This is a genomic window from Fischerella sp. JS2, from assembly GCF_032393985.1.
Taxonomy (GTDB): Bacteria; Cyanobacteriota; Cyanobacteriia; order Cyanobacteriales; family Nostocaceae; genus Fischerella.
The window spans coordinates 5,781,692-5,797,252 of record NZ_CP135918.1; the positions used below are offsets into that span (position 1 = coordinate 5,781,692).

Sequence of the window (15,561 nt, forward strand, 5' to 3'; positions counted from 1 at the left end):
AATTCGGATTAGTTGGAAACTTTCTAACCGGGAGATCGCCTGGAAGATTTTCGTACCCCCCACCGATTGGGTTAATTCGGATTAGTTGGAAACGTTCCGGCAGTTAATCGATAAACCCATAATCGTGATTCCCCACCGATTGGGTTAATTCGGATTAGTTGGAAACGTCGAGGTGGAGCATCAGAATCTGCCCCTTTTGGACCCCACCGATTGGGTTAATTCGGATTAGTTGGAAACTCTTGAGCCGCAGCCCAAGCAGGCGGGCCGTCTCCCCCCACCGATTGGGTTAATTCGGATTAGTTGGAAACTTTGAGCACGAGGTGGATTAGCAACTGCTTTTTGCCCCACCGATTGGGTTAATTCGGATTAGTTGGAAACGACACGCTGCCCAAGCCGGGTTTGTTGCCGTGCGAGACCCCACCGATTGGGTTAATTCGGATTAGTTGGAAACCTCGGGTTGGCGTAGAAACGGCTCGAGCAGTCTTAGGCCCCACCGATTGGGTTAATTCGGATTAGTTGGAAACTTCACGTTCACCCTCCTCTTGCGAAGGTGGATAAAACCCCACCGATTGGGTTAATTCGGATTAGTTGGAAACAACGAGCGTGAAGCCTACTCCTGCGATCAAGGTGACCCCACCGATTGGGTTAATTCGGATTAGTTGGAAACGGGGCGTCAGACTCTCTGATGTTTCTGAACTTACGACTTGCCCCACCGATTGGGTTAATTCGGATTAGTTGGAAACGGAGGAGTCCGCCGGTAAACCAGGCAAATGTCCCCCACCGATTGGGTTAATTCGGATTAGTTGGAAACCATTCAATTTATTGGACCCATCGGCGGTTCAGACAAAACCCCACCGATTGGGTTAATTCGGATTAGTTGGAAACTCGTTGTTATTCATAGCGTTACTCCAAAACGTCCCCACCGATTGGGTTAATTCGGATTAGTTGGAAACGCAAGGTTGGCTGCTTCCTGCAATTCTTGGTCTTCCCCACCGATTGGGTTAATTCGGATTAGTTGGAAACGACGGTTACCGACCCAGCCAGCTAAAGCGGAGCAGCGTACCCCACCGATTGGGTTAATTCGGATTAGTTGGAAACTAACAGCAGAGTGCTTTGAAGATGGATACCATGTTCCCCACCGATTGGGTTAATTCGGATTAGTTGGAAACTGCATAGTGGCGCATTCTGCGGCGGTAAAGCCTTCAGAAGACCCCACCGATTGGGTTAATTCGGATTAGTTGGAAACTTATTGTAACATGCACCTGTAGCGGTTGGACGCCCCCCCACCGATTGGGTTAATTCGGATTAGTTGGAAACTTTTGATGCCGCTTGGGACATCCCCACCGATTGGGTTAATTCGGATTAGTTGGAAACCTACTCCGCGCTGCAATGAAATAGCCATGGTTACCCCCACCGATTGGGTTAATTCGGATTAGTTGGAAACGTCTATAAGGACCTCGCTGGGCGCCGATAGTAGTAGCAGAGTCCCCACCGATTGGGTTAATTCGGATTAGTTGGAAACCAGAAGGTATACAACCTCTGCGTAATTCTTTGCCGTTCCCCACCGATTGGGTTAATTCGGATTAGTTGGAAACTTTTAGACGCAGTGCTGGGCTTTACAGCAACACCGAGGCCCCCACCGATTGGGTTAATTCGGATTAGTTGGAAACCAGAATAAATTCCAACGCACAAATCCAGGTCGGTACCCCACCGATTGGGTTAATTCGGATTAGTTGGAAACCCCAGAGGTTATCTGGAAGATCACTCAATTCAGCATCAAAGTCCCACCGATTGGGTTAATTCGGATTAGTTGGAAACCGTAAGAGAACAAAACACCCTTGAATTGGAACCATTTCCCCCACCGATTGGGTTAATTCGGATTAGTTGGAAACCTTATGAGCTACACCGGCAAGGCGAGATAGACCTCCCCCACCGATTGGGTTAATTCGGATTAGTTGGAAACCCTCAAGTTTCAAAACAAAGAAGATTTTTCGAGGCAGCCCCACCGATTGGGTTAATTCGGATAAAAAAAGGGAGAGATAATTCTCTCCCTTTTAAAAAAACTTTGCTAAAACTTTCAAATAGATTTACAGCAATTCAAACCCAAGATTCAAGAGCAAATTTTCTCAGTTGTTGAATTCGTAAAAATCACTATCACTTGAAACAACAGTCAAATTATTTTGCAGCGCAATAGCAGCTATCCAAAGGTCATTTTCATCAAAACCCAAATCAGTGACTCTAGTTTTTCGCCGCTTGTTTTTATCCTTGGGTGCAAATTGATTGAATAAAGCTGATTTTTATTGACCGTAGATAGTTGCTGTAGATTCCGTTACCCTGTAGATACGAATATCTTCTAAAAACTCTACTAACCGAGCAAGATTTACTTCTCTGCGCTGAGATTTTCATCGTGAATGTCAGTTCACCCTGCACAATTACACAAGTTGCAATATTATTTTCTCCAACTTCACTAAGACGACGAATAACATTTATATTGCCTAAGATAATGGCACTACAATGATTTGTATCGAATAAATACATTATTCAAATGGGTTTTCGTCATCAAATTTAGCTTGACCACGGGTAGCATATACTAATTGAAGACATTCCTCAAAATCATCACCTTCCCAAGTTCCTGCGTGTCGGAGGATAGAACGTCCGGAAGCAGGACGGTATGTAAGTTGCTCTTGCTCGCTGTTCGATTTTGTAGAATCAGTTAACGGGATAGATTCTTGCTGGACTGGTTCCAACTCCTTTTTTGCATGACTAACCTTAATAGAACGAATCAAATCGAGTGCTTCTATTAGCAATTCCGGTGGTAAAGTCTCTATTTCTTGAATTAATAAATCTTTAGTAGTCATTTTTACCTCTAATAGCTTCTCTCCATTGTATTGAAAACTCTGGTCTCTAAGCCACATTTAACTTTCTATACTTAGCGATTTTATATTGAATATCATCTAACAAGACAACATCATCAGCTATTTGGGAAAGTTGCTCACTCAACATCCCCTTTTTCGCAACTATAGTAACTTTCACACCCCGACGTTGAACTTCTTCAATAGCTGGAATAAAATCCCCATCTCCACTGACAAGAATCACTTGATCTCCACTTTTGACTTCACCAATCATGTCTACAGCAATTTTGACATCATCACCAACAGTTTTGAAAGCATTGCTATCACAACGGTGTAAGACAGGGAGTTCTACCACTTCATAACGCAGACGTTTTAAATAAGCAATGAACCGCTTGTGTCCTTCAGTAACAGGTTCTAAAACACCTGTATAATATTTAAAAGTTGTACAAGTAGCAAATGAAGTGAGTTCTATCCGTAACGCATCGTAGTCAAGCTCAACTAGCAATCCCTGAAGGGCAAAATTTAAGTTGTTACCATCTATATATACACGAGTGACTGATTCTTGAGATTGGGTGAGGGGTTTACTAGAGGTTTGTTTTGAGTTTTGAGTAGAACTATCGGGTTTGATGGAAGCAGTTTTCTCATTACTGGCTAACTTGCATTCGAGATGAGCGATTGTTTTTAAGACTATTTTTTGCTGATGCTGCAATTTTTGCAGTTCAGAAAGGTTAAGGCGTTGACGAGTATCTTGAGTTTGGAATTTTTTTCCCAATTTATTTAGTTCGTTCTGTGTCTGCTGAAGTTGAGTTTGCAGACAAGAATTTTCTTTTTTAAACTCAGTCAATTGTTCTTGCTTGTTTGTGTCTGAGGTATTTTGTTTGACAAGTACTTTAGAAGAAATAGCTGCGATCGCAGCCACTTCACCCACTCCTTTCAGCAAAGGTTTCTCTGTGATAGTACCAGTCACAATACATCCAACCGAGAAACTCATCGTAATTAGAATTGCTCTATCAAATTTCATAAGAATATTTATTTGCTTGTCTTTGATTGCGACAAACTCAATATAAAAGATGAACGGAAAGGGATTGTTCCAAGTTCAATTTGTCGGGTGCATTAGTCGCACCCTACTTTACTGTTCCACTCATGACAAACAAAATCACCGATTTTACAGGTGTTGTTGGGGTTCTGTATGTGAAGGAACTCCCCCTTTCCAACCATAGGTTTTAATAACAAACATACAAGCGCAAGCACAAATCCAAAAAACATCAGTGAGGCGTATGAAAACAAATTGTCGCGTGTTAATATTTGCAGATGCAGATAACACTTTCTTCTCAGCCCAAAGCTTTAACAGAAAGATAGACTGGCATAAAATTCGGGACTATCTAGCCGATCCCAAGGAAGGTAGAGAACTGATTGAAATGGTGATTTATATTGGTTTACCTCCGGCTAGAGAGAGATTTGAAGAACAACGTAAAACTAAAGAGAAATTTGTTTATTGGGCAAGAAGTAATGGCTTTCTAGTTGTCTCCAAAGAAGGTAAAGCAAAAGGAGATGAGTATGAAACTAATGTTGATGTTGTAATGGCGATGGATGCTGTTGAATTAGCTCTAGAAGTTAAACCAGATATTGTTGTTTTGGTGACTGGAGATTCTGATTTTGCTTATCTAGCAGAAAAACTCAGAAAGCGTGGAATGCGGGTTGAAGTCGCTTCAGTGGAACAATCTCTAGGTAGTGAATTAAAAAATTCCGCCAATAGTGTTGTGGACTTAATCGAAGTATTTGATAAATTTAATGCCCAAAATGAAAATCAAAGTTATCACAGAATTGGCAACGCGAATGTCTTTGATTAAGAGACGCGATTAATCGCGTCTGTACAATTTGCGATTAATCGCGTCTGTACAATTATTCAGTTATCAAATTGAATTGCTAACTGTTTAGTATAGCCTACAGCAAGCCCTTTGGGTAGGGACGCTACCTGCGGAAGCCGCTCCGCGTCTACGCGAACGCAGTCGCACTCTACGAGAAGCCGCTTGCGCGTCTACATGGGGGAAACCCCCAAGACCGCGCTGTCTCACTGCTTGTAAACATACACTAATTTAACAATTCTTTCGACTGCTCAAACAAAGGAGTAATCATGACAACAATTAATGGAAAATTAATCGTCCAAGAAGCAAATCAATTAGATTCGATTAAACGAAAAACAGAAGAATTGCAAGGAAACTATCAAAATTTAGAGTTACAAATCAGTGCGATCGCTAAACAAAATAACACAAAACATTTAGAGGAAATTGACAGTGTTAAAAGGTATATCCAAAAGCTAGATAAAAAATTGACTTATCTGGAGGAAACTATCTCAAATCAAACCAAACAATTGTTATTGCTAAAGGTTTGTGGCGCTGTGGGATTAGTTGGCTTATGGTTCTGGTTTGGAATGAATAATCAACCACAATATCACAAGACTAAACCTTTTAAACACGCTGAATCTCTGGAGTTAATCAAACAAGTTTGAGACAGTTAGGCTTTTATAGCCTTAGAACCTACGGCTAAATTCATCAAATAATTCAGAAAAAAACGAGGAGATTAGATGAGAGCAGTTGTTAATGGGAAACTGGTTGATTTACCAGAAGGTACAACAGTTGAAGATTTAAAAGCCAGACTACCGGAAATTGGTAGTGATGATGTCATGGAAGAAGGTTTTAGTGGTACTCGACCAATGAAAAATAATGAAGCCCTCAAAGAAGGCTCAAAAGTATGGACTGTTCCCAAAATTGTTAAAGGTTGAGGTGAAGTATGACAATCACAATTAATCCCGATCAATTAGGAAATAAACCGAGTTCGAGAATTATTGAAGAACTCAAACTATTAGAAAAAGTTGCCAAGAATATTATTGCTGGTAGCAAAACTATTGGTGATACGAAATACACAGCAGTTTTAGTCAAAGGAATGCCTTTATCGTCCAAAAAATTCAAGGCTTCTAATACTGATGTTTTGTTTTTGTTACCACCAGAATATCCCCGACTTCCTCCGATTGGCTGCTATCTCAATTATCCTTGGGACACGGTAGGAGAAGGAGACCATCATTTTACCAGACAGAGCTACTACGGAGCGCCATTTTTAAGCGATGAAGGATGGTACTGGTATTGTGTTGGACTTGGCGGAGGATTTAATCGAGATAAATGGCTCAATAGTTGGAAACCTAGCAATCAAGCTGAAAAAGGACATAATCTCGCTACTTTGTTTGTCACAGCACGTTACGCAATCAACACTGATGATTAACAGTTAACAATTATTAGTTAACTGTTATCAGTTACGAGTTTGCAATAGTTGCAATAGTTGGGAGACTCTATCTCCAAAACCTCGTTACCAGGTTGAACCTGGTAACAAAAAATAAAGCTTGCATATTTTCGTTAAGACCATCATTTGTACTTTGCAAGCTCTAAATGACCAAGGACAAATGACTAATGACGACCAAAATTACGCTTCAGTAAGGATGAAAAGAGGATGAATAATCAGAAAAAATCACCCGAAGTTTCTCTACACATACCCCCGCAAATGTGGAGTCAGTTTCGCCAATGTATGCAAAAATATCAGAGAAGAAATGAAGAAGTCATTGGTTTCTTGTTTTGTAAACGTCATCAGGTATCAAAACACAAAATTCGATACTTCCCCAAAGCTTGGGTAGTTCCCTCTGGTGATTGCTATGAACGTCAATCTGTGAGTGGGTTAGTACTGAAACAGCCATTTCACTGGTATCTGCTTAAAACCTATCTGAGTGAAGGACTTAATGTAGTTCATATTCACACTCATGCTGGTCAAGGAATTCCCGATTTTTCCGGTGTTGATGACCGCTATGAATCTGAATATGCTAAGTTTATCTCGTCTAGCTTTCATCAAAAACCTCGCTTAATTTCCGGAGTTTTTGATGAGTCATTGCAACAATATCAATTTCGGATTTGGGACAGAAATGGGCTGTCTTTCCAGAGAATTAAGTGCTATCAATCATGGTTTGAAGTTCCAGAATCTGAAGATTTACTAAACAATGCAGACTTAATGTTTGCTCGTCAAAAAGTTTTTGGAGAAACTTGTCAAAAACAACTGAGCGAACTCACAGTTACTTTAATAGGCTGTGGGGGTATCGGTTCAATTTTTGCGGAATTGCTGGAACGTTTGGGTGTGAAAAAATGGGTGTTAATCGACCCAGACCGTTTAGAAGCAGTCAATCTCAATCGAACACCTGGGGCTACACAGAAAATGGTAGATCAGCAATGGTATAAAGTTGACTATGTGAAACATCTGATCAAAAGAATCTACTCTACAGGTTCTTGTGTAAAAGCAATACCAACCTCGGTTGCAAATGAGTCAGTTAAACAAGAAATTGCAGCTTCAGATTTAATTGTCGTTGCAACTGATAATCATCTTTCTCGACAAATCGCCCAAGAATTAGCTTTGGAATATATGCGTCCTCTGGTTTGTCTTGGAACTCACATAGATGTTAAATCAGACAATACACCTCGGATGTATTGTCGTGTGACTGTTCCTCCACTTGGAGGTGGCTGGTGTTTGATGTGTGGTAATATTATCAATCTGCAAAGAGCAGCGCTAGAATCAGCCCCTGCTGAGATTAATACACTCGCTGCTGGTGCAGGTTATTTAGAAGGAATCAATGACCCAGCAGTATTTTGGTTAAATAGTATTTGCGCTAGTACAGGGGTCGGGGTAATTCATGGAATGGTCAGTGGTTTTCTGAATTTAGATTCTGGTCTTGACTGGATTTATGATTTTCCTAGTTCTAGTTGGCATAAGACGAATACAGAGTATTTAGAAACTCCTGATTGTTATTTTTGTTCATCCGCTTCTGATTTGAAAATTACTTTAGATGAAGATAAAATAATTATCTTCTAGTTCTAGTTCGATTTTAACTAGCTCTTGCTGATGGAAATTCCAGTTTCCAAGAGTATGTAAAACTTGAAAGTGTTGGTTCACTAAAAACTTCTTGCACAAATATTTGAAATACTTCCTAATCAACTTCCTTACTTTATAAATGGCAGGGTTGAGGTAGGATTTTGAGGATTCATGCAAGAAGTATATTCAGTACCTTGAAAACTCAATATATGGGAGACAATTACTATGAGTTTATCTCACCGTAATCATTCAAAAGATAATTATAATAGCTCTTTTGAACAGACTCAGAAGGAACCACCCTTGTGGAAATCTCCGCTAATTTGGCTCTGTGGTATTGCGGGAGCATTAATAATAGGAATTCCTCTGCTCATGGACGGGTTTACCCATCGGGTAATCAGCGTTTTAATGATAGATGTATCTTTGTCAAATCTACCTTACAAAGCATCCCTAGAAGCGCTTTGTCACCAATACATTGAGTATTTAGTGGAGGGTGATACTAATATTCAAGGAAAGTTTGCGGATAAGGTAGCTATATTGAGCAATCAGGAATTTCAAGAGCGCGATCGCTTGTTGCTACAAAACCAGTGCAAACAGATCGCCCTCCAACCACCCGGAATTGGTAAAGCTCAGGGAACTTCCTTAATAGATGCACTTACTCGTTTAGAAACAGAGATTCAGCATCAACAAAGCCAGGGGAATAATCAATCTGTAGCAGCAGTTATTGTGATTCAATCTGCTGAACTTGTCAATCATCAGCAAAAGATTTTACTCTCATTAAATCAAAAATTGCAAGTATTGTCCAGAAAGGAGGCGCTGTAGTAATAATTGGTCCAGCTGTCGATTTGCAAAACCAATTAAGCCGTCAACTGATGTCAGTTAAGAATACACAAATCTGCACATATGCTGACAATCAGGCTTGTCTGGATTGGCTCTTTCAAATAGTACGGAAATAGACCATTCCTGTAGTCTGCTAATCTGATTTTAGTAATCAATGGTTGATGGTTAAAAGTTATTAGTTATCAGTTATCATTTAATTTTTTTAGCTATTAACTATCAACAATCTTTCTCAATTTTATCAAGTAAAAAAAGATGATACCTGAAAAAATTTCATCAAAACGTAGAGCTAGACTTGAACATTGGCTCAAAACTTCCCAAACAATTCTTAAAAAAATGCCTGAATATGATCGCATATATATCATGACTGCTATTGAAGAATATGCTAAACATGATTTAGCCAAATCGCAGATTGCTAAATATAATGCTGTGTGCGATCGCCGATTATCACGCAACCAACGGCAAATTACCCAATTTATAGTCATTATAGCTGGAAGCTTGATATTTGCAATGGTGCCTCAATTACTTGCCAAACAAGCAGGAAGAGGACCTTTGGCAATATCAGCTGGGTTAGTCGGTGGTGGACTGGCTAGTTTCTATGCTCATGCTAATGCTACTAAAGTGCTAGTAGGAATCAAGCTAAAAAAAGATACACAAAATACTCGCAAAGCAATTCTAGAGAAGAAAAACTAAGGAGAAATTATGATTCAAGATGAATTCAATTACTCTCAAGATAATCCAGAAGATATCAATCATAAAACTCAATTAAATCTGCTCAATGATTTAGAGGAATGTCATTATAATAAACCTGACAAAGAAGCGCTGGTTATTAGTGTATCTCTTAGTGTCATTGAAGCAGTATTTGCCTTTTCAATGATTGCTTCAGCTGGTATTTTTATTGCTTCAATAATTGCCTTATTTCCTGTCGCTTTACTGTGGGCTATCAGTCACAAGATGGAAAGCCTACAGGATGTTCTCTCAACCCGATTGAAATTACTCTCAAACAACAGTTTCGCAGAGGAACAAGTTGAAGCAATTATTCAGAAGAAACTCTTAACAATAACCTACAAGTGACCTACATAGTATATTGTGGGATTAGGGTGAGCAAATTCGTCTGGCTTTACGCGATTTAAAGATTTGATTTTTGGTTGACAAAATCTCGACAAAAGCAGGTGATCGATTTATGGTTTGGTTATCAGCTTGATGTTTGGCAGAACGAAGCGGTGGCTAAAACCTGGGGGGTTCTGCCAAAAACGCTAGAACCTAGACAAGTAAATACTTTGAAGGTTTGAAGTGTCGAGATAAATGAAAAAATGTCTCAACAAGTGTGGCTGAAATTAACCTCTTTTTGAGATCTGCCAAAACCCGTTCTGAAACGCTTACTATGTAGCGTTTTCAGGGCACAGACCCGCACCGATTGTGTTAATTCGGTAAGGATGGAAACATTAAACGTGCAAACTCATTATTACCAATACCTAAGGTTCCCGCACCGATTGCGTTAATTCGGTAAGGATGGAAACTGCTGGTTGTGGTACTAGGATGGGTTGCTTTAAGACCCCGCACCGATTGCGTTAATTAGGATTAGTTGGAAACTAATCAGGTTTAAATTCCGAATTATCTTTTTGAAAACCCGCAGGGTCAAATAACCCTTTTGTGAACTTTATTATATTTGGCGTTGGCGATTTTATCACAACAGCTTAATAGGGATTTTTATTAACCTCTTCCTCTTTACCATAGCGATATAGTATTAATTTTCCTTGGTCAGAACGACAGCTAACCCGCACTCCTTGAGTTACTCGAAAATGGTCAACATTTCCCATATTTGTATACTTGTCATACTGCAAACCCCCATGTTTTTTGAGAATGCTAACATCACCATTAGATTCTTTTAATAAATAAGAAATTTTAGCGAGAGTTTCTTGGAGCTTTACTCTTGGTTGCTCCTCTCTTTCTTTATTGTAGTCAGCCTTAAAAGAATCTTGAAATTCTAATCTAGGGAAGGGAAGTAAATCTTCGCAAAGCAGGTCATTTTTACATTGATTCCAGATTAACTGTCCCCAAGTCGAAAGCGTCATTTTTTCATCAACTTCCGCTAGCATTGTTTCAGGAATCCCTTGGGTTTCACTAATAGAAAGTCCAGCACCAGCATCCAATAATGCTAGTTGAAGTGTATATGGTTTAATTAGAGAGATATCGACCGCAATGGGTAAGCGAGGAATAGTAATTAATTCAGATTTTTCTCCTTCAAATATATAAATTATTTCATCGGCATAGAACATCCCAATAGTATTGAGATAACCTTGTAAACTCTTAAAACTACCAACCAGATTAAAACAAATTTTGTATTTATTTTCTTTCAATGGTGGTATTGTATCCTGCAACCAAACAATTAATGCATCAATTCCCAAAGAAAAAGCTTCGGTACTAGCAGTAGAAAGCGCGCTTGGAGAATAAATACTAGTATTATTTAATCCTTGCTTTCTCAGAAAATCCTCAACAATTTTAGCAGTGATTTTTCCTTGGATTGTATCGGTAGCAACGAGAAAGTGAATATCTTCTTTTCCTTGGCTTAAATCCCCTTGATAAATACCATAAATTCCATTTAATTCTGCACTTGCACGACGAATTTGGGGGATCTTAGCACCTGCAAGTTGTTTATCGGCTCTTTGTTTAAGAGTTGCAATAATCTGCTGAACATCCTCTGGTGTTTTCTCCTCACTCAGATTTGCTGTATCCCGCAAGTGCGAATACCAGTCTTTTTCATCAGGATTAGCTCGGTTGATTTGATTAGTGAGTAAACTAGTACCAATAGTGGAAATAATAGCTCGACGCATGATTATTTTAGTAGGGTAAAGGTGAAAGATATTTTTATTTTCTGTTGCGATCGCATCTTATGGAGTCTCTTGCAAAAGTCCCAACTTGTCATGTTGAGTGTGATGTTTCAACTCTTGCAAGAATAAGGCGCAATCAATAGTCATCGAAATCATCTTGAAAAGAATCGTCATCATCATCTGTATCTGATGCTTCATGACTTGACTGCGGTTCTGGACAGTCCACTTCTTCAACTTTGTATGCTCCCCAAAGGAAACTTTCAGTTGAGCGATCGCACTGTTCTTCAATTCGCTGTAAGCTTTCTTCATCCACAGACTTCTGAGTTGAATCAAAGTTAAAACCGAAAGAATTATCGCTTGACATGATTTTTTCCTAAGCTACAAAATCTGATTAACGGGTTTAGATTCCCGACTTCTGCTGAGAAGTCGGGGATCTGGCTTCTCACGAATTAAAGATTATTATCTATTAAGAGTTCCCTGTTCTCTATTCCCCGTTCCCTTTTAAATTTCCAAGAAGATTAATCTCGACGGATAACTCTTTTGATGTCTTTATCCTCGTTCATTGCTTTCCTCATTTTTTCGGTAACTCCTAAAGCATTAGGAATAGTGTCTAGAAATAGCTTGGAATGAGAATAGTCACTGGTGAATACCCAAATATCTCCTAATAAAATTGGTTTCCTTCCTAAGCAACTTCTGCCAAAATCTATCAGTTGGTATACAAGACCTCTTTCTACCTTAATATCCAGTACCCGATAAAGTTCAACAAAATTGATTTCTTTCCAAAAAACGCCTGTTTTGGTAATTAGCCTTTAGCTGGTTAAGATATAGTTGGTAGATTTAATTTGCAGATATTTCCAAAATAAATATGGAAGAGGCATAATTGTCCAAAATAGAAGAATTAGCAGTAGATTCAAAAGTAAATTTTCGGTGAGAATATTGACTAAGGAGGGATGAAATTCTAGAATTCCATATTCTGCCGTTTTGGAAGTGATGATTCCTGCATTTCTTTTCATATGTATCTCTGCTCCAGATAGCTATGTAATTGCTTTTTCTGATTGCAATTGAAGTATGACATAGCAGTGGAAACAGAGATTTCCGATTCTGATATCAAGTTCGGCTAATTGCTTACGATATTATGCTTCGTTGTTGGGCATTGGTCATTGGTTTTTCCCATTACCTATTACCAGCCTACGCAACAGTATAAGTAATAAGAGCGAACATGATATAAGGTATTAAGATTGCGATCGCGGCCAAAGTTGCTGAAAACCTTTTGGTCGGTCTTGTTGTGAATTGAGAAATTGTAGAAACTGTCTTGACTCAGTAGAATCATCTGGAAAGAGTGTCATCAGTTCTAAGTATCCTGGGGTAGTTTTAGGAATAGGTTTGCTGGGATTTTGTGGATCTTTGACTAGGCGAACAAGGGGATACATGCGATGCCAGAGTCTACCAATGTATCCCATTTGACCAGTAATTGATGAACGGTAAATTGAACCCTCAGCCTGGACTCCCCTAATTGCCTCTTGGTAGGGGCCATGCAGCCAAAAGATAGCTTCAGAGTCTTCTTTGTCACTGGCTTGTCGTCCCCAGACTTGCACCGTTTGTGGATGCCAGGCTTCGCGCCAGGGAGCTTTTTGCCCACAATTGGAAGCTATGCCCTGAAGTTGCATCCACTCTTGGGCAGTTTGCCGCACTTTGTCAATAAATTCACCCACCTGTTCTAGTTTACGCACTTGCACATCTCGAACGAGCGATCGCTCCCCTGACCATTGCCAGTGACAGCCAATTAAAGGCTTATATTCATCCTCGTAGTATTCCTCGTAAAATAGGCGATGGTCTGCCCGTCGCCAGGATTTGCCAAAACCACCTAACACAAAAGCGAATCGCGTTAGATCCGCCACCAATTTTTTCAAGACTTCCTCATGTTGTGGGTCAGCAAGTTGACAAGCCAGCAACCACACCAATTCTCCTTCAACACTGTAAGTGGGCTGGGCATAGGAACCTCTGCCAAACGTTCCTATCTCCAGACGAGAATCCCGAAAACTCATACCCAGCAGCCCGATATTTCCATTACCTTGGACGCTACCAAACAGATGATTAACAATCCGATCTCCCATATCTGCATTAGTCAGCCCACCAAAAATTCGCAAAGCATGACCCCGCAAAGCTGCTCTGAAGACATTAGCGCGAAACTCTCCTGTCCCGTCAATTAGCTTGGCAGCTTGCCCCTGACCTTTGATGCGAGTACGGTAAATAATATTACCAGTATTTTGCTGTGGTTGTCCGTAGCCAGCACAGACGCGACAACCAATCCCCGTCGAAAGTGCTTTTTCCCAGATAATCCAGATTGTCTCCCATTCTGATGCTGCCAGTTCTTCGATACTGGAAATGCCAAATTGAAGTTCCGGTTTATACAGAGAAATCTGAATAAAAGCACCACCATCTTTGTTCCCTGTTTTAACTTGCCAATTCTGCTGCGGATGAACGATATCTACTAAGTTTTCAGTCCAGGCGGTATCAGTAGGATAGCCGCCATGAAAACGTAGGATACCAGGTTGCAATTCTCCACTAGCAGAAGTTTTGCCACAATAGTGTTCTGCTTGTTCTTTTGTGCAGGCGCGACGGAAAATACCCTTCATACTGCTACCTGGATAAAAGGGCCAGCCCCTCGCACCAATGACTGGGCGAATTACACCGTCATCCTGTCCACTATTAGTGATAAATCGCCAAGTCAAAGTGTAAGTGCGGGTTTGGACTTCAGCACTAGGTTCGGGAAGTTTGGGATAAGCCTTGTCTACCCATTCCGAAGCCCAACGTGTAGCATCCTGTTCTGGCGCACCAGGAACAAGCCTTTGGATTTGGCAACGTCCATTAATCTGCGCCCGAAACATCATCGGAACTTTTTTAGCTGGTTCGGGAATTACAGGCATTATTTGTCACCTTTATAACGTTGTGTCCACCAAACAATACAGTCACACAGTTGCGTCAGCACTGCTAACGCCACCCGTTGGTCAGCTATGTTCAATTGCCAGAGTTTATCGGACATTGCTTGAATCTCGTTAACATTGTTGATGTTGACAGGATCGTTGGGAATTTCAACTCCGGCCTTTGCCATAATTGCGACTAGTGCATCCCAAGTTTCTTTCCAATACTGAGACTTTTCCCGTTCTTTAGCTACAAGACGCAAATGTTCTCCCCAAAAACGCTCCAACCCGTAAGCAACCGCCATCCGCATTTTGTAAGATTGATTGAGAGACTTTTCATCTCGCTGTTTGGCATTTATTACCAATTTTTGTGCTTCTCGGTCTAGTCCGTAAGATTTCCAAGCCATTATTGATATGCTCCTCCCAAAGTAACTTGACAACGACCGAACCCAATTGACTCCAGGCCACCAAAATAAAGTTCATCAGATACATCATTACCAAAGGGTTTCCAGCCTGCTTCCTTCAGCGCAATCGGAAACACCAGAATACTTCCTTCGGGTAAAGCTTCCAGGTTGAAAAATGCACCGCCGTCTACTTTCTTTTCGGTATCTGACAGTTTTACCCGGCTTTGGCGGTAAAGCGCCATGTCATGCAGCATGGCAATATCATTGTTGGCTACTACAACCAAGTTGTCTGCATTCAAATTAGATCCAGCCGGTATCCAGGCTGATAGGTCTGCTTCATGCTCGATTTCGATAAAGCCCAGATTGAAAAACAAAACTTTACGATTAGTGTCAACTTGACGACCCTGCAAAGCTCTAGGTGCAGTATAAGGTTCGGGCAGAGTTGCGGAGATTTGAGTAATTTGCTTGTAACGTTTGAGCAGCCAAGGACAAGTAACCCAAACAATTGGTTGACCAGGACAGAAAACAGGTAGCCATACTAAAGAAGCATACTCAAATTTGACCAGTGCTTCGGTTGTCGTGTTTTCCTCTCCTGAGATAGCTTCATGACCGTACCATTTTCTTTCCATACCTCGTTCGTGCGATCGCATATCTGCACGGAAGCGACCACGAATTGAACTTCCAGGGATAATCGCAGTTTGGGTAAATTGGTCGCGGAAGATTAGGTTAAGATTGCCAGTTTCTTCACCCGCACTGGCTCCAACATGCAAAGGAGCCATAGTTTCGATGATACCGTAGGCTTTTTTGTACATTTATA

At 40.5% G+C, this 15,561-nt stretch carries 17 protein-coding genes and 2 CRISPR repeat arrays (1 of these 19 running past the window's edge); of the genes, 8 read left to right on the forward strand and 9 right to left on the reverse strand.

Annotated features, from left to right (window positions below; all coding sequences use genetic code 11):
• Positions 1 to 1,318: a CRISPR direct-repeat array (repeat unit 36 nt; unit sequence CCCCACCGATTGGGTTAATTCGGATTAGTTGGAAAC); it begins 2,820 nt to the left of the window's first position.
• 90 nt (positions 1,319 to 1,408) lie between these two features.
• A CRISPR array of direct repeats spans positions 1,409 to 1,963; the repeat unit is 36 nt; unit sequence CCCCACCGATTGGGTTAATTCGGATTAGTTGGAAAC.
• Positions 1,964 to 2,126: 163 nt separating this feature from the next.
• From RS893_RS30395 to RS893_RS24785, 3 genes are all read right to left on the reverse strand, one after another.
• Complete coding sequence (locus RS893_RS30395) at positions 2,127 to 2,228, reverse strand: PIN domain-containing protein (protein WP_396336387.1); 102 nt, start codon at positions 2,226 to 2,228, stop codon at positions 2,127 to 2,129.
• A 309-nt stretch (positions 2,229 to 2,537) separates the two neighbouring features.
• Complete coding sequence (locus RS893_RS24780; RefSeq protein ID WP_315788298.1) at positions 2,538 to 2,858, reverse strand: DUF2281 domain-containing protein; 321 nt, start codon at positions 2,856 to 2,858, stop codon at positions 2,538 to 2,540.
• Positions 2,859 to 2,904: 46 nt separating this feature from the next.
• Entirely contained in the window at positions 2,905 to 3,873 is a 969-nt protein-coding gene (locus tag RS893_RS24785) for an NYN domain-containing protein (RefSeq protein WP_315788299.1), read from the reverse strand.
• A gap of 256 nt (positions 3,874 to 4,129) precedes the next feature.
• Here RS893_RS24785 and RS893_RS24790 point away from each other — a divergent pair, with 256 nt between their 5' ends.
• The 8 genes from RS893_RS24790 (at position 4,130) to RS893_RS24825 (ending at position 9,662) form a co-directional block, all read left to right on the forward strand.
• Positions 4,130 to 4,702, forward strand: a complete 573-nt coding sequence (locus tag RS893_RS24790; protein ID WP_315788300.1) for an NYN domain-containing protein — start codon at positions 4,130 to 4,132, stop codon at positions 4,700 to 4,702.
• A gap of 284 nt (positions 4,703 to 4,986) precedes the next feature.
• Positions 4,987 to 5,361 carry a hypothetical protein gene (locus RS893_RS24795; protein WP_315788301.1) on the forward strand — a complete coding sequence of 125 codons (375 nt, stop codon included), beginning with the start codon at positions 4,987 to 4,989 and terminating at the stop codon, positions 5,359 to 5,361.
• A gap of 75 nt (positions 5,362 to 5,436) precedes the next feature.
• Positions 5,437 to 5,634 carry a hypothetical protein gene (locus RS893_RS24800; RefSeq protein WP_315788302.1) on the forward strand — a complete coding sequence of 66 codons (198 nt, stop codon included), beginning with the start codon at positions 5,437 to 5,439 and terminating at the stop codon, positions 5,632 to 5,634.
• An 8-nt stretch (positions 5,635 to 5,642) separates the two neighbouring features.
• Complete coding sequence (locus tag RS893_RS24805; RefSeq protein ID WP_315788303.1) at positions 5,643 to 6,128, forward strand: hypothetical protein; 486 nt, start codon at positions 5,643 to 5,645, stop codon at positions 6,126 to 6,128.
• Positions 6,129 to 6,353: 225 nt separating this feature from the next.
• Positions 6,354 to 7,754, forward strand: a complete 1,401-nt coding sequence (locus tag RS893_RS24810) for a ThiF family adenylyltransferase (RefSeq protein WP_315788304.1) — start codon at positions 6,354 to 6,356, stop codon at positions 7,752 to 7,754.
• A gap of 225 nt (positions 7,755 to 7,979) precedes the next feature.
• Positions 7,980 to 8,573: a hypothetical protein gene (locus RS893_RS24815; RefSeq protein ID WP_315788305.1), complete on the forward strand. Its 594-nt coding sequence runs from the start codon at positions 7,980 to 7,982 to the stop codon at positions 8,571 to 8,573.
• Positions 8,574 to 8,843: 270 nt separating this feature from the next.
• Positions 8,844 to 9,281 (forward strand): hypothetical protein, encoded by a 438-nt coding sequence (locus RS893_RS24820; RefSeq protein ID WP_315788306.1) that lies wholly within the window; start codon positions 8,844 to 8,846, stop codon positions 9,279 to 9,281.
• 9 nt (positions 9,282 to 9,290) lie between these two features.
• Complete coding sequence (locus RS893_RS24825) at positions 9,291 to 9,662, forward strand: hypothetical protein (protein WP_315788307.1); 372 nt, start codon at positions 9,291 to 9,293, stop codon at positions 9,660 to 9,662.
• Between the two features lie 623 nt (positions 9,663 to 10,285).
• On the opposite strand, the gene RS893_RS24830 is transcribed toward RS893_RS24825, so the two are convergent.
• The 6 genes from RS893_RS24830 to RS893_RS24855 form a co-directional block, all read right to left on the reverse strand.
• Positions 10,286 to 11,422 carry a CRISPR-associated protein gene (locus tag RS893_RS24830; protein ID WP_315788308.1) on the reverse strand — a complete coding sequence of 379 codons (1,137 nt, stop codon included), beginning with the start codon at positions 11,420 to 11,422 and terminating at the stop codon, positions 10,286 to 10,288.
• Between the two features lie 133 nt (positions 11,423 to 11,555).
• Positions 11,556 to 11,783, reverse strand: coding sequence for a hypothetical protein (locus RS893_RS24835; protein ID WP_315788309.1), 228 nt, complete (start codon positions 11,781 to 11,783; stop codon positions 11,556 to 11,558).
• Positions 11,784 to 12,228: 445 nt separating this feature from the next.
• Positions 12,229 to 12,432 (reverse strand): hypothetical protein, encoded by a 204-nt coding sequence (locus RS893_RS24840; RefSeq protein ID WP_315788310.1) that lies wholly within the window; start codon positions 12,430 to 12,432, stop codon positions 12,229 to 12,231.
• 219 nt (positions 12,433 to 12,651) lie between these two features.
• Complete coding sequence (locus tag RS893_RS24845) at positions 12,652 to 14,346, reverse strand: RAMP superfamily protein (RefSeq protein WP_315788311.1); 1,695 nt, start codon at positions 14,344 to 14,346, stop codon at positions 12,652 to 12,654.
• A complete protein-coding gene (locus tag RS893_RS24850; protein WP_315788312.1) occupies positions 14,346 to 14,747 on the reverse strand; it encodes a hypothetical protein in 402 nt (133 codons plus the stop codon). The genes RS893_RS24845 and RS893_RS24850 overlap by 1 nt, the downstream gene beginning before the upstream one ends.
• Positions 14,747 to 15,556, reverse strand: a complete 810-nt coding sequence (locus RS893_RS24855; RefSeq protein ID WP_315788313.1) for an RAMP superfamily CRISPR-associated protein — start codon at positions 15,554 to 15,556, stop codon at positions 14,747 to 14,749. The genes RS893_RS24850 and RS893_RS24855 overlap by 1 nt, the downstream gene beginning before the upstream one ends.
• Positions 15,557 to 15,561 lie beyond the last annotated feature (5 nt).